Consider the following 18,898-nt stretch of genomic DNA (forward strand, 5'->3'; position numbering starts at 1 on the left):
GCGAGGACTGCTCGCCCGCCTCCCCCGCGACCGCCCCATGCCCACGACGGCCCCATGCCCACGACCACGTCGGCACCACCGACCACGCCAGCACCACCACAGCACAGCGCAACCAGAACACGACAGGACCGTGCACCGATGGGCGCAAGCCACTCCATAGCCGACCGGTATACGGTCGAACGCACCGACGCCGCACCGCTCGACGAGACCCGCTACGCCGCCGTCCTGCACAGCGACTTCCGCGACCACTACGCGGGCGGCCGCGACGTCTGGACGGACGAGGAGGCGATGCGGCAGGCGCCGCGCCTGCTCATGGACGCCCTCCGCGCACGGCCCGGCGCCGGCGCGGGCACCGGCCCCGGCAGCCCCGCTCACGTACTCGACATCGGCACCGGCCACGGCCGCGACGCCGGACTCCTGCTCGCCGCCGGGCACCATGTGACCGGCATCGACCTCGTCGCCTCCCCCGAGTGGCAGACCCTCGCCGGCCGCCACCCCGGCCGCGCCCGGTTCCTCGCCACCGCCGCCCTCGACCTGCCGGGCACCGAGCAGTACGACGCGGTGCTGGACAACGGGTGCTTCCACCACCAGCACCCGGGGACGTACGGCCCGTACCTGCGCCACGTCCACGAACTGCTGCGCCCCGGCGGCCTCCTCACGCTCTCCGTCTTCCACGCGGCGGACGGCAGGGGCGGCCTCTACGCCAACGAGGGCAGCCGCCTCTACCGCGAGTTCACCGAGGACGAGCTGACCGGGCTGGCCGCCGGCCACGGGTTCGCCCTCGTGGACACCCGCCGGGTGCCCCGCGCCGTCGGGAACCTCACCTATCTGGTGAGCACGTTCCGCCGCACCGAAGGCGGCGGGCGGCCGACCGGAAGCCCCCTCCGACCGTCCATCCGACCGTCCACGGGAGACCAGTCATGACCAGCAGCACGCCGCCGGTCGTCCTCGCCAATCCCAACACCCTCACCGACCGGGCCGCGATGGGCCTGCCCGACGCCTTCGTCTCGCGCGGCCCGCAGTACCTCCTGGCCGGCCACCGCGACCTGCTCGCCGCGGAGCCGGACGCCCTCGTCGCGGTCGCGGAGGACCCCGCCGAGCCGTTCGCCCGCCGCCACGCCGCCGGCACCGTCCTCGGCCTGGTGGGCGACCCGCGGATCCGGCCCGAGGACCCGCCGATGGCCGACGTGCCGGCCGCCCGGGTCCGCCTCGGCCTGGAGCCCGGGGAGGTCGGCGCGGTCACCGGCCGCTGGCGCCACGCCGGGGTCGAGGAGGAGTGGATCGCCAAGGAGGCCCCCGTCTACGAGGCGGACCTCGCGGCCTTCCGGATCGCCCTGTACCCCGTGACCAACGCCGAGTACCGCCTGTTCCTGGAGGACACCGGCCGCACCGGGCTGCCGACCGCCTGGCGCTTCGGCGTCTACCCGGAGCAGCTCGCCAACCACCCCGTGTGGACCGTGACCCCCGAGGCCGCCGACGCCTACGCGGCCTGGCTCGCGGCCCGCACCGGGCGCGCCTTCCGGCTGCCGACCGAGGCCGAGTGGGAGTACGCCGCCTCCGGCGGGGACGGCCGCGACTTCCCCTGGGGCGACGACTTCCGGCCCGGGGCCGCCAACACCGTCGAGGAGGGCCCCCTGGCGACCACGCCGATCGGCGTCTTCCCGGCCGGCCGCTCGCCGTTCGGCGTGCACGACCTCGCGGGCAACGTCGAGGAGTACGTGGCCGACGACTACGCCGCCTACCCCGGCGGGGAGGAGATCGCCGACGACCTCGCCGTCAGCCAGGGCGTCTACCGGGTCGCGCGCGGCGGCAGCTTCACCCGCTTCGGCGACCTCGCCCGCGTCCGGCGCCGGCACGGCTGGTACAAACGCGAGATCTACGCCATGGGCTTCCGCCTCGCGGAGACGCCGTGACGGCCGCGGACGGCGCCACGCGCGCCGAACTGGAGGCGATGCGCCGGGCCCTCGCGCTCGCGGTCAGCGCGCTGGGCCGCACCAGCCCCAACCCCGTCGTCGGCTGCGTCCTGCTGGACGCGGACGGCGCCACCGTGGCGGAGGGCTACCACCGCGGCGCCGGCCACATGCACGCCGAGGTCGAGGCCCTGGCCGCGGCGGGCCACCGCGCGCGCGGCGCGACGGCCGTGGTCACCCTGGAGCCGTGCGCGCACCAGGGCCGTACGGGGCCCTGCGCGGACGCCCTGCTCGCGGCCGGGGTGAGCCGCGTGGTGTACGCGGTGCCGGATCCCGTCCCCGGCCACGCGGGCGGCGCCGAGCGGCTGCGCGCCGCCGGGATCGAGGTCGTCGGCGGCGTCCTGCGCGAGGAGGCGGAGCGGGCCAACGAGCTGTGGCTGACCGCCACCCGGCTCGGCCGGCCGTGCGTGACCTGGAAGTTCGGCGGGAGCCTCGACGGCCGCTCGGCGGCGCCCGACGGCACCTCGCGCTGGATCACCGGCCACGAGGCCCGCGCCGACGCCCACACGCTGCGGGCCACACACGACGCGGTGCTCGTCGGTTCGGGGACGCTGCGGGCGGACGACCCGCACCTCGGGCTGCGGCACGGCGTGACGGGCAAGCCGCCGCTGCGGGTGGTGCTGGACCGCACCGGCGGCATCCGGCCGGACGCACGCGTCCTGGACGACGCGGCCCCCACCCTCGTGGTCGTCGGCGAGTCGGCCGCCCCGCCCGTACTCCCCCACGGCCACACGGTGCTGGCCCTCCCCGAGCCCGGCGGGCGGCTGGACCTCGCGGCGCTGACGGACGCACTGTACGAGCGGGGGGTGCGCTCCGTGCTGCTGGAGGGCGGCGCCCGGCTGGCCGCGGAGTTCGCGGCGCGGGGCATGCTCGACCGCGTCGTGGCCTACGTCGCCCCGGTGCTGCTCGGCGGTGACGGGCGCGCGGTGCTCGACGGGTTCGGCGCGGGCACCCTGAGCGAGGCGCTGCGCCTGCGGCTGGACGCGGTGGACCGGCTCGGCGACGACGTCCGGATGGTGCTGCGCGCCCGTCCCTTCCCCGGCGGGGCGGAGCCGGAGGAGGCGTCGTGACCCCACGGGTCGCGGTCGTCTACCACAGCAGGCGCGGCACCATGCGGGCGCTGGCCGGGGCCGCGGCCGCCGGGGCGCAGGCGTACGGCGCGCAGGTGCGGCTGGTGCAGGTCGCCGACGACCAGGCCGCTCCCGCGTGGCCGGAGGAGGAGGCGGGCCCGGAGGACGTGCTGTGGGCCGACGGCCTGGTGCTGGCCTCGCCCACGTACTTCGGGAGCGTCTCCGCACCGTTCAAGCGGTTCCTGGACAGCACATCGAAGCTGTGGTGCGACGGGCTGCTCACCGACCGCGTCGTGACGGGGATGACGGCCTCGACCTGTCTGCACGGCGGCCGCGAGGCCACCTTGCTGACGCTCTATCAGACAGCGCACCACTGGGGGTCCTGGACTCTCGGTGCCGGGTCCGCCGGGCCCGGCGATCCGGTCTGCGGCGGCGCGGACGGCAACCCGTACGGGCTGGCGGTCGCCGCGCTGCGCGACGGCAGCGTCGCCGAGGACGACCTGGCGGCGGCCTGGGCGCTGGGCCGCCGTCTGGCCGGTGCGGCGGCCCGCGCGCAGGGCGGCGGCCGTCCCGCCCCGGGCGGCGCGGTCCGCGTCCGGATGACGGTCGTCCACTGCGCCGAGGACGAGACGGTGCGGCTGCTGGCGCAGGAGTGCGCGGCCGGGGCCCGGGAGCTCGGCGCCGAGGTGCGGCTGCGCCGGCTGGCGGGGCCGGGCGTGCGGCGGGAGTCGGGGCTGCCCGGCCCTGCGGGCGGGGCCCCGCCGGCGGCCGCCGTCGGCCCCGGCGACGTGGCGTGGGCGGACTCGGTGGTCTTCGGCGCCCCGGCACGGGCCGGCGCCGTCGCCGCACCGCTGCTGGGGTTCCTGCAGTCGCTGGAGCCCCCGGCCGGGCCGGGGCCGCTCGCGGGCAAGCCCGCCGGCGGTTTCGTCGCCACCGCCCGGGCGCACGCGGGCAGCGAGTCGGCGCTCCTCTCCCTCCACCACGTGCTGCACCACTCCGGTGCGGTCGTGGTGCCGCCGGGCTACACCGATCCCGTGGTGTTCGAGGCCGGCGGCAATCCGTACGGCACGTCGCACGCCCGGTCGGCGGGGGACCTGCCGACCGTCCAGGCGCTGGCGGCCGCCCGGCATCAGGGCCGGCGCATGGCCCTGGCCGGCGACCGGCTGCGCCGCCGGCCCGCCCCCGGCGCCGGCGCCCTCGACACCCCCCTCGAGAAGGAATCCACATGACCGTGCAGCAGTACGACGACATCGGCGAAGCCTACGAGGGCTTCAAGTCGCTGCCCATGGCCCGCTACCCGGAGTCGGGCAGCTTCCTGCGGATGGTCGGGGACCTGAGCGGCAAGTCGGTCCTGGACCTGGCGTGCGGCACGGGTTTCTACAGCCGGCAGGCCAAGCGGCTCGGCGCCGCGGAGGTCCTGGGCGTCGACGTCTCCGACTCGATGGTGGCCGCCGCCTGGTCCATCGAGAAGCGCGACCCCCTGGGGGTGCGCTACCTGGTCGGCGACGGCGCCGACCTGCCCCTGTTCGGCCGGCGCTTCGACGTGGCGACCGCCGTCTACCTCCTCAACTACGCCGACGACGCGGCCACGATGGAGTGGATGTGCCGGGGCGTGCACCGCAGCCTGCGGCCGGGCGGGGAGTTCTTCGTCCTCACCCAGGCGCCGGACTTCCGCTTCGACGGGCCGCCGACGGAGAAGTACGGCTTCCGCTACGAGCCGGTGGGCGAGGGCGAGGTGGGACCGCGGGTGCGGATCACGGCGCTGGTCGATTCGCCCGTCGAGTTCGTGACCAACTACCCGCGGCGCGAGGTGTGCGAGGGCGCGCTGTGGGCGGCCGGTTTCCGGGACGTCACGTGGGTGCCGCTGGAGGTGCCGGAGGACGGCATCAGGACGTACGGGGCGGAGTTCTGGGAGGACTTCCTCGCCAACCCGCCGCTGGTGATGCTGCGCTGCATGGCCGGCTGAGATCCCTGACGGCCCTGACGGCCCCGGCGGCGGTGCTCCGCCGCCGGGGCCGTCCTTCGTGCGCGTTCAGAGCAGCCACGGCCGGAAGTCGTCCGCGGGCGGCAGGCCGGAGTGCTCCCGGGCGGCCGCGGCGGTGCGGTGGACGTGGAACAGCAGCCGGACGGCCGCACCCGGGTCGCTGAAGGCGACCTGCCCGTCGGGCTCTTCGCGCAGGACCCGGTCGACGCGGGGCACGACGGTGCGCGGGCCGATGAGGGTGGCGCCGGCGGTGAAGAGCATCCGCTCGGTCTCGCAGTACGCATCGGGCTCGGTCGCGGGGGCGGTGGAGGTGGTGATGACCGCCACGGGCTTGCCGATGAGCGGGGAGCCCTCGGTGGGCCAGGTCAGCCAGTTGAGCAGCGTCCGCAGGGAGGCGGGCGGCGCGGCGTGCGTCTCGGGGGTGGTGATGATGACGCCGTCGGCGAGCGAGGCCATCTGGCGCAGGGCGTCGGCGACGGGGTGCGAGGGGGCGATGATCTCGCTGCTCGCCCGGGCGAGTACGGACGGCGCCGTGCTGACGACGAGCCGGGTTCCGGAGGCGCCGGGGGCCGAGAGCGCGCGCAGCAGCGGGTCGCCGTAGGGGTCGTCGTCGGCCGGGGCGCTCAGCCCCAGCAGCAGTACGTTCTCCACGGTCGGTCTCCTTCCTTGACGGGTGGCGGCCTTGGGGTACGGAGGCCTTGGGGACGGGGGCCCTGGGGGAAGGGCCTCGTGGGGGGGGTGTGGGCGTGCGGGTGCGAGTGCGGGTGTGCGAGTGCGGGTGTAGAAGGAGCGGGGCCGGCCGGTCAGCCGGCCGGGGCGGGGCGCAGGCGCCGGGAGACCAGGACGCCCGCCAGGGCGAGCACCGCGGTGAGCGCGAAGGTGAACAGGAGCCCGGCCCGGGTGGTGGCCCCGTGCTGGTGGGCCATGGCGACGGCCGCGCCGCCGATGCCGGAGACCAGGCCCGTGGCGAGGGTCTGGGCGAGCTGCAGGGAGCCGCTGACGAGGCCCTGTTGTGCGGCGGGGGCCTGTTCGAGGGTGTCGGTGGTGGCGGCGTTGAAGGCGACGCCCATGCCGATGCCGCCCAGGGCCCAGCCCGCGACGGCGACCAGCGGGGGCACGGCCTCGACGAGGACGGCGGCGGCCATGACGGCGAGACCGGCGAGCAGGACGGCGAAGCCGAGGGTGACGCTGCCGGTGCGCCCGCCGCCCCGGCCGTCGCGGCGGGCCTGCCAGGCGGAGCCGAAGACCCAGGTGATGGCACCGGCGGAGAGGCCGAGGCCGGCCAGGGAGGCGTTCACGCCGCGCAGTTCCTGCAGGCCGAGCGGGAGGAAGGCCTCGCTGCCGAAGTAGACGCCGCACAGCAGGAAGCGGATGCCGATGCCGGCGCCGACTCCGGCCCGCAGGCCGAGCGTTCCGGCGGGGGTCACCCGGCGCAGGGCGGGCACGGCGACGACGAGCCCGGCGAGGGCGAGCGGGATCAGCAGGGCGAGGCTCTTCAGGAGCAGTGCCTGGAGGAAGAGGGCGGTGCCCGCGGTGAGGAGGATGCTGGCGGCGAGGGGGCTCTTCCACCAGGGTCCGGAGGGGGCGGCGGGAGCGGCGGAGGGGCGGTCGAGCCGGCGCAGGCCCGGGAGGGTGAGGGCGGCGGCGATCGCGATCAGCGGGAGCATGAGCAGGAACACGCCGCGCCAGCTGGTGAGGTCGGAGAGGGTGCCGGCGATGACGGGGCCGATGAGCGAGGGCACCGTCCAGGCGGAGGAGAGCAGGGCGAACATCCGCGCCCTGAGGTGTTCGGGGTAGGCGAGCCCGATCACGGTGTAGGCCATGCTCATGACAGCCCCGACTCCGAGGCCCTGGAGGGCGCGGCCGAGCAGGAACAGCGGCCAGGAGGCCGCCGCGCCCGCCACCGCGCAGCCGAGGGCGAAGACGAGCATGCCGACGGCCATGGAGCGCACGGGCCCGCCGCGGTCGGCCGCGCGGCCGGCGACCACCGTGCCGACGATGTTGGCGAGCATCAGGGCCGACAGGCCCCAGCCGTAGGCGCCGAGCCCGTGCAGGTCGTCCGCGATGTCGGGCAGGACCGTGGCCACGCCCAGGGATTCGAACGCGACCATGCTCACGGAGAGGACGACGCCGAGGGTCAGTGCCCGGTAGGCCCCGGAGAACACGCTCTCCGCCGGCCTCTCCCCCGCCTTCGCCGCCTTCGCCGGCGGAGAGGATCCGTCCGCGCCGGGCGGCGCGAGCGGGGCGCCGGACTCCTCCGCCACCTGGTTCACATCCTGCGACACGACGACCTCCAGCACAAAGTTTCGTTACGTTCCGGGACGGAATCAATTGCAGCTTACCTATACTGGCCGCATGGTGAACACCCCGAACGGCGCGGTGGCCGAAGCGCGGGAATCGCGCGGAGGCGGTCCGCAGCGCACAGGAAGGCCACGGGACGGCCGCATCGACGCGGCCGTGCCCGCCGCGGTGATGGAGATCCTCAATGAGTCGGGCTACGGAAACCTGACGCTCGAAGCGGTGGCCGCCCGGGCGGGGACCAGCAAGCCGGCCCTGCGCCGGCGCTGGCAGTCCCGCCAGCACCTCGTCGTGGACGCACTGGTGACCACGGTGGGCGCCACCCCGACCCCCGACACCGGCTGCACCCACTGCGACCTGATCGCCGGCATCGGCACGCTCAGCCAGGCCTTCGGCACCACGATCGGGCGGCGTGTCCTGCCCGCCCTAGTGGCCGACCTGGCCGACCACCCCGAGCTGGAGAGCCTGTTCCTGGAGCGCTTCTTCCACACCCGCCGGGCTTCCACGGCCGAGGCGCTGCGGCGCGGCATCCGGAGGGGGGACCTCCGCCCCGACGCCGACATCGACCTTCTGCTCGACATGCTGGCGTCCACCACGTACTACCGGGTGCTCTTCGGGCACCTGCCGGTGACCGCGACGCTCGCGGAGGACGTGGTCGAGGTCGTGCTCAAGGGCGTGGCCACCGAATCCTGGCGCGGACGCCACCGCCACGGGGTCTTCGACGGTTTCTGACGCGCGGGGGGGCAGCGGAGGCCGGGCACTGTGACGGCCCGGCAGGTACGAGGGGAGGGAGAGACTGTTGCTCAGCCGCGACAGCGAAATGACGGCCCTGGAGGGGGCCTTGTCCGCCGCGGAGGCGGGCATGGGGGCCAGCCTGCTGCTGGAGGGCGGCATAGGCGCCGGCAAGTCGCACCTGGTGCGCGCCGCGCTGCGGACCGCCCGGAGCAGAGGCTTCGGTACGGTCTCCGCGCGCGCCAGACCCGGCGAGCACGACCGCGCCCACGGCGTCCTGCACCAGATCCGCGACCAGCTGCCCGGCGCGGACGGAGGGCCCGAAGGCCCGCGGGAGGCGGACGGCGCGGGCGGGGCCGACGAGGCCGCCGCAGTGCACCGGCTGATCACGGCCGCCGCGGCCGGCGCTCCCCTGCTGGTCGCGATCGACGACCTGCAGTGGACGGACAGCGCGTCGCTGCACTGGCTCGGTTATCTGACGGCCCGTCTGGAGGGCCTGCCCGTCGTGCTGCTGGCCACCCTCGGCACGGACCGCCCCGATCCGGCGGGCGAGGACGGGGGCGGGGGCCGGCAGAGCGCCGAGTCCGCGGCCGGCGTCGCCTCGTTCTTCCACCGCCGCGTGGTGCTGCAGGGCCTCAACGCCGACAGCGTCGGCTATCTGCTGACCTCCTTCCTGGGCGAGCCGGCGGACGAAGCCCTCACCCGCGCCTGCCGCACGGCCACCGGAGGCAACCCGCTGCTGCTCCAGGCGCTGCTGCGCGAGCTGCGCCGCGCGGGCCTCACGCCGGGGGAGCTCTCCGCCGACCGCGTGGCCGGGCTGGGCCCGGTGGAGGTCGCCGAGACCCTGCTGACCCGGCTCGTAGGCTGCTCCCCCGAGGTCGGCGCCGTGCTCGACGCCGTGTCGATCGTCGCGCCCGGGGCGAGCGGCCCGCTCGTCTCCCGGCTCGTCGGCATCGGCGCCGGCGAGGCGGGAGACGTGCTCTACCGGCTGGTGCGCCGCGGCATCCTGACGGAGGGGCAGGACGGCATCGGCTTCGCCCAGCCCGTGGTCATGGCCTCCTTCCGGGCCCGGATGCCGCCCAGCGAGCGGGCACGGCTGCACGCCGAGGCGGCCAAGGCCCTCTACGCGGGCAGCGCCCCCCGCGAGCGCATCACCGCGCACCTGCTGCCCGGCGCCCCCGTGGGCGAGCGCTGGGCCCTGCGGCTGCTCGTGGACGCGGCCGACGCGGCCCTCGCGGGCGGCGCCCTCGCGCAGGCCCGGGTGTGCCTGGAGCGCGGCCTCGCCGAGTGCGGTCCGGAGGAGGAGCCGGGGCTGCTGCGCCGGCTCGGCCACATCGAGCTGGCCGACGGCCCCGAGGCGGCGGTGGCCCGGCTGCGCCGCACGGTGGACCTGATCCGGGGCGACACCGAGCACCGCGCCATGGCCCTGCTCGACCTGGCGCAGGCCGCCGCTCTGACCGGCGACGCCCCCGAGGCGCTGCGCATCGTGGAACAGGAGGCGGCCGAGCTGGACCGTCCCGGGGCGCCGAAGGAGCTGCGGGCGGGCTTCCGCGCCGTGCGCGGCCTGCTGGAGCTCCTCGAAGGGCGCGGGATGCACCAGGCCCCGCCCTCCTCGTCCGCCCCCGCGCAGCTCAGCGAAGTCGCCCGGAGCCCGTGGGTGCGCCGGGCCGAGGCCGCGCTGGCCGCCGTGAGCGCCCAATGGAGCGGCACGCAGCGCGCCGAGGCGCTCCAGCAGGCCCGCCTGGCGCTCAGCGAACCGGCCTCCACCGTCAACGACCACGCGCTGATGCGGCTGGGCCTCGTCCTCGTCCTGGCCCGCTCGGGCGCCGAGGAGGAGGCCCTGGAGAACTGCGCGGCCCTGCTGAGCGCGGCGACCGCGGAGGGCTCGCGCACCGTCGCGGCGCTCGCCCGGGCCGTGCTCGCCGAGTGCACCTACCGCGCGGGCCGGCTGACGGAGTGCCTGGACGCGGCGCACGAGGTGCTGGAGCGGGGCCCGGAGCCGGCCGGGCGCGAGTGGCTGGGCTCCGCCATGGCCCGCGGCTGGCTGGGCAGCGCCCTGTACGAGTCCGGGGACCTGGACCAGGCGCAGCGGGTCCTGCTGGAGCCCGGCCTGGAGGGTGCGGTGCCCGCGGTGACGCTGCCGGGCCTGCTGTTCCACCGCGGACGGCTGCAGGTCCGCCTGGGGCGGGTCGGGCCGGGGCTGGCCGACCTGGAGGAGTGCGGGCGGCTGCTGCTGCACCGGGGCTGGACCAACCCGGCGCTGTGGCCCTGGCGTTCCGAGGCAGCCCTGGCGCACGCCCGGCTGGGCGACGAGGAGGCGGCCCGGGAGCTCGTCCGCGAGGAGCTGTCCCTCGCGCGGGCCTTCGGCGCGCCCCACGCGGTGGGCGTCACCCTGCACGCGGCGGGGCTGCTGGCTCCCGGCGAGGAGCGGGCGGCGGTGCTCACCGAGTCCGTCCAGCTGCTGCGGGAGGCGGGTGCGGCGCTCGACGAGGCGAGGGCGCTGCGCGACCTGGGGCGCGAGCTGATGCGCACCCGCAAGGCGCGCCAGGCCCGGGAGCACCTGCGGGCCGCGGCCGCGCTGGCCGAGAAGTGCGCGGCGCACGTCCTGGTGCAGGAGCTGCGCCAGGACATGGTCGAGGCCGGGGCGCGCCCGCGCCGCGACACCGAGATCGGCCCCGCCTCCCTCACCCCCGCCGAGCGCCGGACCGCGCTGCTCGCGGCGGAGGGGCTGACCAACAAGGAGATAGCCGGGCGGCTGTACGTGACCCGGCGCACGGTGGAGATGCACCTGAGCCGGGTCTACCGGAAGCTGTCGATCTCCGACCGCCGCGCCCTGCGGCTGGTGACGGGCGATCAGCCGCCGCCGTCACCTTCGTGCCTGCATCCGCAGCACGAGGCGACGGAGTCCTGCGCGTGACGGCGGCGGCCGGCGCCCTCCTGCGGGTTTCCCTGCGGGAGCCGCCGACCGGTCAGGGCCGTACGGCGACCGCGTCGGCCTCGAAGAGCATGCCCGGCAGGGCGAGCCCGGCGACGAACCCTGCGGTGGACGGCGGCTCCTGCGCGGCTCAGCGGCCTTCGCCGGGCGGCGTGCCGCAGCTCGGGCCGCCCGGACCGCCGATCCGCACCGAGCTGAAGAAGTCCCGGTAGGTGGGGAAGAAGTTACCCTTGCCGGTCGGGCCGGTAGAGGTGCCGGCCGTGCAGCCGCTGTAGTTCTTGTCGGACCAGAGGTAGACGGTCGAAGCGGTCCGGTTCCAGTCCGACTTGCCGCGGTCGTTCATGCCGAGCGCCGCGAGATCCGGCGCGCTCGCCCTGAGTCTGATCATGTCGCCGGTGCCGTCGAGGCCCGAGAACATGCAGTAATAACCGTCGGGGCACCGGTCGTACCCGCCGGCCGCATGTGTCGTGGAGACGGGCAGCACGACGGCGGCCGCAGCCACCACCGGCACGAGAAGGCCGCGCATCACATTCCTCATCCGCCCGACGCTAGAGGGAATCGACCGCACCGGGGAGACCCCGCGAGCTCGCACATCCGTCCCGGGTACGCCGACCGGATGCACCCCGCCCCCGATCCGTTTGAAGGAGGCGCCGACCGGAACATAACTCTCCGTCAGATCCAGTGGAGAGGGTCCTTCGTGAGATGTCGCCGGGCGTGCCGCCGGGCCGCGGGAGTGGCGGTCGCTCTGACGCTGCTGACCGGCGGGAGCCCGGCCGCGCCCGCCCCGCAGCGCCTGCGGTGGGGGCCGTGCCCGGCGGAGGTCGCCGCGCCCGCCGGCAGCGGTCTGCAGTGCACCACGGTCCGGGTGCCGCTGGACTACGCGGAACCGGCGGGCCGCAGCGTCACGATCGGCGTCTCCCGGCTCGCGGCCACCGGCCCCGGCCCTCGGCGCGGGGTCCTCCTGCTCAATCCGGGCGGCCCCGGCGGCCCGGGGACGCCCATGCCGCTGTGGTTCGCGGCCCACGTCCCCGCATCCGTACGGGCCGGCTACGACCTCATCGGTTTCGACACGCGCGGCCTGTTCACCAGCACCCCGGTCTCCTGCCGGCTGAGCGCCGCGCAGCTGCGCCACGCGCCTGTGTCCCTGCCCCTCCCGCACCGGCCGTTCGCCGCCACCGCCGAGCTGCACCGCAGCATCGCGCAGTCCTGCGCCCGGCACGCCGGGGACCTGCTGCCGACGATGCACACGGCCACCATCGCCCGGGACATGGACCGCATCCGGCGCGCGCTCGGCGAGGAGCGCATCTCGTACTACGGCGTGTCCTACGGAGCCCACCTCGGCGCCGTGTACGCCGGCGCCTTTCCCGGCCGCACCGACCGCGTGGTCCTGGACAGCGCGCCCGACGCCCGGGCCGGCTGGTGGAAGGCCCTGCGCGCCTTCGGGCCGGGCAGCCAGCAGCGCTTCCCCGACCTCACCGCGTACGTGGCCGAGCGGGAGGCCGCCTACCACCTGGGCGCGACGGCCGACCAGGTGTCCGAGACGTACGCCCGGCTGCTCGCGGAAGCCGCCGCCCGCCCGAAGAAGGTCGGCCAGTACACCGTGGACGAGAACGTCCTGCGGCAGATCACCCTGCAGGCCCTGTTCGCGGACGCCTCCTTCCCGCAACTCGCGGACGTGTGGCGCTACCTGGCCCACGCGCCCGGTGCACCCGACGAGGCCAAGGCGGAGAAGGCCCTGGTGCCGCTGCAGGCGGCCGTCCCCCTGGAGCCGCGGATCCAGCAGATCGTCCTGCCGACGACGCTGGCCGTCCTCTGCCAGGACACCCCGTGGCCGCGTTCGGTGGAGACCTACCGGCGGGCGCAGCGGCACGACGCGTGGCGCTACCCCGTCGCCGGGGCCATGACCGGGAACATCTGGCCCTGCGCCTTCTGGCCGTACCGGCCCCAGGAGCCTCCCTGGCGCATCGGCGGCCGGGGCCCGCGCAACATCCTCATGCTGCAGAACCGCCGCGATCCCGCCACCCCGTACGCGGGGGCGCGGGCCGTGCGGAAGGTGCTGGGACACCGGGCGGTCATGGTCGACGCCGCGCAGGGAGGGCACGGCGTCTACGGGTTCACGGCCGACCCGTGCGCCAACGGCGCGGCGACGGCCTGGCTGACCCGGGGCACGCTGCCCCGCACCGACCTGTCCTGCCCCGCGCGGGGTACGGGCCGGTGAGGGCCGTACGTCACCGCAGGCCGCCTTCCCGCTCTACCGAGGCCGTGAACCGCTCGTCGTAGGCCCCGGCCAGGTCGCGCAGCGCCTGCGGGCAGTCGCCGTTGTACGAGGGGCCGTGCATCAGGCCGAGCGTCACCGGCTCCAGCCCGCCGAGCCGGCGCATGGCCGGGGCGGTGGCCGCCGTCAGGCAGGTCGCCCCGAAGACGTCTTCGGCGGCGACGGCCGGTCCGACGATCTCCGCTTCCGTGAGCGCGGGCGCGGCCCGGGCTGTCGTCTCGGTACCGGCACCCAAATGCTCCGGGGCGTGTTACGGGGCGGTCCGTGATCCAGCTGCCGCGCGGCGAGCGGAATCGTGGAGTCCTGGACGTCCGGATGAAGGAGACGCGCCCCATGACCGACGCCGCCGACGGCCGCGCCGCGCACCCCGCCCACGACGATCTGCAGTACGACCGCATCGGCGGCGACTACGAGCTCGCCAAGCTGCTCCCGCTCACCCGGTTCGTGGAACGGCCCAGCGTGCTGGGCCTGCTGGCCGACGTGCGGGGCAGGAGCGTCCTCGACCTCGCCTGCGGCACGGGCGTCTACAGCCGGCATGCCCGGCGGCTGGGCGCGCGGCGCGTGCTGGGCGTGGACATCTCGCCGAAGATGGTCGAGGTCGCCCGGGCCACGGAGGAGCGCGAGGCCCTGGGCGTCGAGTACGCGGTGGGCGACGCCACCGAGCTGCCGCGGCTGGGCGACTTCGACGTGCTGCTCGCGGCGTACCTGTTCAACTACGCCGACTCCGCGGGGACGATGGAGCTCATGGCCCGGGCGTGTGCGCGCAACCTGCGCGAGGGCGGCCAGCTGCGGGCCCTCGTCGCGCACCCGGACTTCGACTTCGGCCGGTCGCTTCCGCAGAGGTACGGCTTCTCCTTCCGGCAGGCGGCGGACCCGGAGCACGACGGCCGGATCCGGGTCACCGCGCACACGCGGCCCCCGGTCAGCTTCACCGCCTACCTGCCGTCCAGGCGGGTGTACGAGGAGGCCTTCACGGGCGCCGGCTTGCGCGACTGCTCGTGGGGCCCGGTCCAGCTGTCCCCCGACGGCGTCCTGGAGTTCGGGCCGGAGTACTGGGACGACTTCGCGGCCAACCCGCCGTGGGTGCTCTTCCGCTGCGTCAAGGGCGCCGGAGACGGCCGCGGGTGAGCGCGGAGACCGAGACCCCCCGGCCCATGGATTTCCTGCTGCCCGAGCGCCTGGACGAGGCGCTGGAGGCCATGGCCGCCCGTGCGGGCACGGTCCCCGTGGCGGGCGGCACCGATGTCATGGTGCGGCTGGGCACGGGCCACGAGCGCCCTGCGGCCGCCGTCGACCTCACCCGGATCGTCTGCCTGAGCCGCTGGGAGCGGACGGCCGGCGGGATACGGCTGGGCGCCACGGTGCCGTACACCCGCATCGCCGGGGAACTGGCCGCCCCGCTGCCCGGACTGGCGGCGGCCGCCCGCACGGTTGGCTCCCGCCAGATCCGCAACCGCGGCACCGTGGGCGGCGCCCTGGGCACCGCCTCCCCCACCGGCGACGTCCACCCCATGCTGCTGGCGTGCGGCGCGGAGGTGGAGCTGGTGTCCGTGCGCGGCGCCCGCCGGGTGCCGGTGCGGGACTTCTACACCGGCCCGGGCCGTACGGTCCGCGCTCCGGACGAGCTGATCCGCGCGGTGCGGGTGCCCGAGGCGGAGGGCCCGCAGGCCTACGCCAAGGCCGGGCGGCGCGGCGCCGTGGTGATGGCGACCTGCTCGTTCGCGGTGGCGCTGTGGCCCTCGCGCGCGTGGGTGGGCACCGGCATCGGCTCGGCGGCTCCGGTGCCCCGGCCGGCCCCGGAGGCCGAGCAGTTCGTCGCCCGCGAGCTCGGCGAACTGCGGCTGTGGCAGACCCGGGGACCGCTCCCGGACGACGTGCTCGCGCGCTTCGGCGAGCTGGCCGCGGCGGCGACCGCACCGGCCGACGACGTGCGCGGCTCGTCCGCCTACCGCCGGCACGCGGTGGCCGTGCTGGCGCGCCGGACCCTCGGCCGGGTGTGGGACGACTACCGCGCGCACCGGCGGACGGAGGGGGAGCCGTGCACCTGACCTTGACGGTGAACGGTGAGCGGCACGACGCCGAGGGCGTGGCCGGGACGGAGAGCCTGCTGTACGTCCTGCGGCAGCGCCTCGGTCTGTACGGCGCGAAGAACGCCTGCGAACAGGGCCAGTGCGGCTCGTGTTCGGTCCACCTGGACGGGGTGCTGGTCTGCGCGTGCCTGGTGCCCGCGCCCCAGGCCCACGGCCGGAGCGTGGAGACGGTCGAGGGCCTGGCCGGCGAGGACGGGCCGCACCCGGTGCAGGAGGCCTTCCTGGCCTGCGGCGCCGTGCAGTGCGGGTTCTGCACGCCCGGCATGCTCAAGGCCGCCGAGGACCTGCTGCGCCGCTGCCCCGACCCCGGCGAGGCGGAGATCAAGGACGCCCTCGCGGGGAACCTGTGCCGCTGCACCGGCTACCGGCACATCCTCGAGGCCGTCCGCCTGGCCGCCGCCCGCACACGAGCCCCGGAGTCCCGCCCGTGACCGCATACGCCCCGCACACCCGCCGCGTTCCCGGCGCGGTCGGCGACAGTGCGCCCCGCCCCGACGGGCCGCTGAAGGTCCGCGGCGCCTTCGCGTACTCCTCCGACCTGGAGGCGGAGGACATGCTGTGGGGCACCACCTTGCGCAGCCCTCACGCGCACGCCCGGATCCTCGCCGTCGACACCTCCGCCGCGCTGGCCCTGCCCGGTGTCCGCGCGGTGCTGACCCACCGCGACGTGCCCGGCCGCAACCTGCACGGCTCGATGGTCGTCGACCAGCCGGTGCTCGCCGTGGACACCGTGCGCTACGAGGGCGAGCCGGTCGCGGTCGTGGCCGCCGAGGACCCGGAGACGGCCCGCCGCGCCGCGGAACTCGTCGGCGTCGCCTACGAGGTGCTGGCGCCGGTCACCGACGCCGGGGCGGCCCTCGCCCCGGACTCCCCCGCCGTGCACCCGGGCGGCAACCTCCTGCGGCACGTCCCCCTGCGCCGCGGCCGCGCCGCGCGCGGCGAGCCGCTCACCGCCGACGTGGTGGTGCGCGGCGTCTACGAGGTCGGCATGCAGGACCAGGCGTTCCTGGGCCCCGAGTCCGGCCTGGCCGTGCCCGGCCCGGACGGCGGGGTGTCCCTGCACGTCGCCACACAGTGGCTGCACGTCGACCACGACCAGGTGGTTGCGGCACTGGGCCTGCCGCGCGAGAAGGTGCGGCTGCACCTGGCGGGCGTGGGCGGGGCGTTCGGCGCGCGCGAGGACCTGTCGATGCACGCGCACGCCTGCCTGCTGGCGCTGCGGACCGGCCGCCCGGTGAAGATGTGCTACACCCGGAGCGAGTCCTTCGTCGGCCACGTGCACCGCCACCCGGCGAAGATGGCCTACGAGCACGGCGCCACGCGCGACGGCAGGCTCGTCTACGTCAGGGCCTCGATCGTCCTCGACGGCGGCGCCTACTCCTCCAGCTCCCCCGCCGTGGCCGGCACCGTCGCCACCTGCTCCCTCGGACCGTACGAGGTACCGGACGCCGAGGTGGACGTGCGCGTCGTCTACACCAACAACCCGCCGTGCGGGGCGATGCGCGGCTTCGGCGCCGTGCAGGCCTGCTTCGGCTACGAGTCGCAGATGGACCGCCTCGCCCGCGAACTCGGCATGGACCCGGTGGAGCTGCGGATCCGCAATGCGGTCGCCGAGGGGTCGGCGGTGGCCAACGGCCAGGTCCTGGACCACCCGGCGCCGGTCGCCGAGCTCCTGCGCCGGGTGCGGGAGCGGCCGATGCCCGGCCCGTCGCTGCCGCAGGGCGGCCACCTGACCGGCACCACGTCGCGGGGCGAGTCGGTCGTGCGCGGCGTGGGCTACGCCGTCGGCTTCAAGAACGTCGGCTTCGTGGAGGGCTTCGACGACTACTCCACCGCCCGGGTCCGGCTGGAGGCCGGTGGCGGGCAGGTGCGGGCGGTGGTCACCAGCGCGGCGGCCGAGGTCGGCCAGGGCGTGGTGACCGTGCAGGCCCAGATCGCCCGCACCGAACTCGGCGTCGAGCAGGTGACGGTGGAGCCCGGGGACAGCGCCTTCGGCTCGGCGGGCCCTTCGTCCTCCTCCCGTCAGACGTACGTCACCGGGGGCGCGGTCAAGGCGGCCGCCGAGGCGGTGCGGGCCCGCGTCCTGGAGCGCGCGGACCGGCTGCTGGGCCGGCCCGGCAGCGCCACGGGCCTGTCCGGCGAAGCCGTGACCGGCGCCGGCGGGAAGGTGCTGTGCAAGCTGGCCGACGTGCTGGGCGACGAGGCCGTCGAGGAGACCGTGGAGTGGCACCACCGGCCGACGTTCCCCCTGGATCCGGAGACGGGGCAGGGCGACTCGGTCTTCCAGTTCGCCTTCGCCGCGCACCGGGCGGTGGTGGACGTGGACACCGAGCTCGGCCTCGTCCGGACGGTCGAGATCGCCACCGCGCAGGACGTCGGCAAGGCCGTCAACCCGCAGGCCCTGCTGGGCCAGATCCACGGCGGCACGGTGCAGGGCCTGGGCCTCGCGCTGATGGAGGAGATCCGGGTCGAGGGCGGCCTGATGCAGAACCCCTCGTTCGCCGACTACCTCATCCCGACCGTCCACGACGTGCCGGCGATGCACGTGGACGTGCTCGAACTGGCCGACCCGCACGCCCCCTACGGCGTGCGCGGCGTGGGCGAACCGCCGAACATCTCCAGCCCCGCCGCCGTGGCGGCGGCCGTGCGCGACGCCACCGGCCTGCCCCTGCCGCGCATCCCGCTGCGCCCGGAGGACGTGGCGGGGCTGACGGGCACGGACGACGCCCTCCCCGAGCCGGCCACGGCCGGGGCCCCGCCCACCGGAGGAGACCCCCCATGACCCGAGAGCGCACCGCTGCGCAGTACGACGTGATCGGAGCGCGCTGGGAGGACGCGCGGTCGCTGCCCACCGTCCACCCGGAGCGCGCGAGCTTCCTGGCCCTGCTCGGCGACGTGACCGGGCTGGACGTCCTCGACCTGGCCTGCGGCGACGGCTTCTACACCCGCCAGGCGAAGATGCTGGGCGCGGACCGGGTGGTGGGGGCGGACGTCTCGGAGGAGATGGTCGCGGCGGCGCGGGCTGCCGAGGAGCGGGCGCCGCTGGGCACGCGCTACGTGGCCGCGGACGCCGCGGACCTGCCGGACCTCGGCCGCTTCGACGTCGTGACCGCGGCCTACCTGCTCAACTACGCGCGGGAGGAGGCGACCCTGACGGCCATGTGCCGCGGCGCGTTCGAACGGCTGCCGCGGGGCGGGCGGTTCATCGGGGTGACGCAGAACCCGCGCTTCTCCTTCGAGGGGCCGCTGCCCGACACGTACGGCTTCGCCTTCGAGCCCCTGGCGGCCTCGGACTTCGGCACCCGGATCCGGGTCACCGCGGCGCTGGAACCGCCGATCACCTTCGAGACGTGCCTGATCCGGCCGGAGGTGTACGAGGCGGCGTTCGCGGCGGCGGGGTTCACGAAGCTGTCGTGGGTGCCGCTGCACGTGCCGCGGGCGACGATCGAGCGCTTCGGGGCCGCGTACTGGGAGGGGTTCCTGGCCAATCCGCCCGTCGTCATGTTCGAGGCCGTCCGCTGAGGGCGCGCCGGCGGCCCCGGTG

At 76.0% G+C, this 18,898-nt stretch carries 17 protein-coding genes; 13 read left to right on the forward strand and 4 right to left on the reverse strand.

Going from position 1 to position 18,898, the window contains the following annotated elements; translation table 11 throughout:
• The first annotated feature begins 138 nt into the window (after nucleotides 1-138).
• The 5 genes from IE241_RS17820 to IE241_RS17840 are packed head-to-tail and all read left to right on the forward strand — an operon-like array spanning nucleotide 139 to nucleotide 5,006.
• Nucleotides 139-924 carry a class I SAM-dependent methyltransferase gene (locus IE241_RS17820; protein ID WP_190022752.1) on the forward strand — a complete coding sequence of 262 codons (786 nt, stop codon included), beginning with the start codon at nucleotides 139-141 and terminating at the stop codon, nucleotides 922-924.
• Nucleotides 921-1,913, forward strand: a complete 993-nt coding sequence (locus IE241_RS17825) for a formylglycine-generating enzyme family protein (protein WP_190022753.1) — start codon at nucleotides 921-923, stop codon at nucleotides 1,911-1,913. Before IE241_RS17820 ends, IE241_RS17825 begins: the two co-directional genes overlap by 4 nt.
• 38 nt (nucleotides 1,914-1,951) lie before the next feature.
• Nucleotides 1,952-3,040 (forward strand): bifunctional diaminohydroxyphosphoribosylaminopyrimidine deaminase/5-amino-6-(5-phosphoribosylamino)uracil reductase RibD, encoded by a 1,089-nt coding sequence (gene ribD, locus IE241_RS17830; protein ID WP_190022903.1) that lies wholly within the window; start codon nucleotides 1,952-1,954, stop codon nucleotides 3,038-3,040.
• On the forward strand, nucleotides 3,037-4,269 hold the full coding sequence (locus IE241_RS17835) for an NAD(P)H-dependent oxidoreductase (RefSeq protein WP_190022754.1): 1,233 nt from the start codon (nucleotides 3,037-3,039) through the stop codon (nucleotides 4,267-4,269). The genes ribD and IE241_RS17835 overlap by 4 nt, the downstream gene beginning before the upstream one ends.
• Complete coding sequence (locus IE241_RS17840; protein WP_190022755.1) at nucleotides 4,266-5,006, forward strand: class I SAM-dependent methyltransferase; 741 nt, start codon at nucleotides 4,266-4,268, stop codon at nucleotides 5,004-5,006. The genes IE241_RS17835 and IE241_RS17840 overlap by 4 nt, the downstream gene beginning before the upstream one ends.
• A 66-nt stretch (nucleotides 5,007-5,072) precedes the next feature.
• Here the strand turns inward: IE241_RS17840 and IE241_RS17845 are convergent, their stop codons facing one another.
• The gene (locus tag IE241_RS17845; protein ID WP_190022756.1) at nucleotides 5,073-5,675 is read right to left on the reverse strand and encodes an NAD(P)H-dependent oxidoreductase; all 603 of its coding nucleotides are present in this window, start codon (nucleotides 5,673-5,675) and stop codon (nucleotides 5,073-5,075) included.
• Between the two features lie 152 nt (nucleotides 5,676-5,827).
• Nucleotides 5,828-7,309 carry an MFS transporter gene (locus IE241_RS17850; protein ID WP_229899431.1) on the reverse strand — a complete coding sequence of 494 codons (1,482 nt, stop codon included), beginning with the start codon at nucleotides 7,307-7,309 and terminating at the stop codon, nucleotides 5,828-5,830.
• Between the two features lie 70 nt (nucleotides 7,310-7,379).
• Here IE241_RS17850 and IE241_RS17855 point away from each other — a divergent pair, with 70 nt between their 5' ends.
• On the forward strand, nucleotides 7,380-8,054 hold the full coding sequence (locus IE241_RS17855) for a TetR/AcrR family transcriptional regulator (RefSeq protein WP_190022757.1): 675 nt from the start codon (nucleotides 7,380-7,382) through the stop codon (nucleotides 8,052-8,054).
• Between the two features lie 67 nt (nucleotides 8,055-8,121).
• On the forward strand, nucleotides 8,122-10,971 hold the full coding sequence (locus IE241_RS17860) for a helix-turn-helix transcriptional regulator (protein WP_190022758.1): 2,850 nt from the start codon (nucleotides 8,122-8,124) through the stop codon (nucleotides 10,969-10,971).
• A gap of 148 nt (nucleotides 10,972-11,119) precedes the next feature.
• Here IE241_RS17860 and IE241_RS17865 read toward each other — a convergent pair whose 3' ends face one another.
• Nucleotides 11,120-11,527, reverse strand: a complete 408-nt coding sequence (locus IE241_RS17865) for a peptidase inhibitor family I36 protein (RefSeq protein WP_190022759.1) — start codon at nucleotides 11,525-11,527, stop codon at nucleotides 11,120-11,122.
• Between the two features lie 195 nt (nucleotides 11,528-11,722).
• On the opposite strand from IE241_RS17865, the gene IE241_RS17870 reads away from it, so the two are divergent.
• Nucleotides 11,723-13,207, forward strand: a complete 1,485-nt coding sequence (locus IE241_RS17870) for an alpha/beta hydrolase (protein ID WP_190022760.1) — start codon at nucleotides 11,723-11,725, stop codon at nucleotides 13,205-13,207.
• 10 nt (nucleotides 13,208-13,217) lie between these two features.
• Here the strand turns inward: IE241_RS17870 and IE241_RS17875 are convergent, their stop codons facing one another.
• Nucleotides 13,218-13,499 (reverse strand): hypothetical protein, encoded by a 282-nt coding sequence (locus IE241_RS17875; RefSeq protein WP_229899433.1) that lies wholly within the window; start codon nucleotides 13,497-13,499, stop codon nucleotides 13,218-13,220.
• A 98-nt stretch (nucleotides 13,500-13,597) separates the two neighbouring features.
• Here IE241_RS17875 and IE241_RS17880 point away from each other — a divergent pair, with 98 nt between their 5' ends.
• The 5 genes from IE241_RS17880 to IE241_RS17900 are packed head-to-tail and all read left to right on the forward strand — an operon-like array spanning nucleotide 13,598 to nucleotide 18,876.
• Nucleotides 13,598-14,392, forward strand: a complete 795-nt coding sequence (locus tag IE241_RS17880; protein ID WP_190022761.1) for a class I SAM-dependent methyltransferase — start codon at nucleotides 13,598-13,600, stop codon at nucleotides 14,390-14,392.
• A 26-nt stretch (nucleotides 14,393-14,418) separates the two neighbouring features.
• Nucleotides 14,419-15,312, forward strand: coding sequence for an FAD binding domain-containing protein (locus IE241_RS17885; protein ID WP_190022905.1), 894 nt, complete (start codon nucleotides 14,419-14,421; stop codon nucleotides 15,310-15,312).
• Complete coding sequence (locus IE241_RS17890; RefSeq protein WP_190022762.1) at nucleotides 15,303-15,785, forward strand: (2Fe-2S)-binding protein; 483 nt, start codon at nucleotides 15,303-15,305, stop codon at nucleotides 15,783-15,785. Before IE241_RS17885 ends, IE241_RS17890 begins: the two co-directional genes overlap by 10 nt.
• Nucleotides 15,782-18,136 (forward strand): xanthine dehydrogenase family protein molybdopterin-binding subunit, encoded by a 2,355-nt coding sequence (locus tag IE241_RS17895; RefSeq protein WP_190022763.1) that lies wholly within the window; start codon nucleotides 15,782-15,784, stop codon nucleotides 18,134-18,136. The genes IE241_RS17890 and IE241_RS17895 overlap by 4 nt, the downstream gene beginning before the upstream one ends.
• Nucleotides 18,133-18,876 (forward strand): class I SAM-dependent methyltransferase, encoded by a 744-nt coding sequence (locus IE241_RS17900; RefSeq protein ID WP_190022764.1) that lies wholly within the window; start codon nucleotides 18,133-18,135, stop codon nucleotides 18,874-18,876. Before IE241_RS17895 ends, IE241_RS17900 begins: the two co-directional genes overlap by 4 nt.
• Nucleotides 18,877-18,898 lie beyond the last annotated feature (22 nt).

It is taken from the genome of Streptomyces hiroshimensis (assembly GCF_014650335.1).
In the GTDB taxonomy this organism is placed as follows: Bacteria; Actinomycetota; Actinomycetes; order Streptomycetales; family Streptomycetaceae; genus Streptomyces; species Streptomyces hiroshimensis.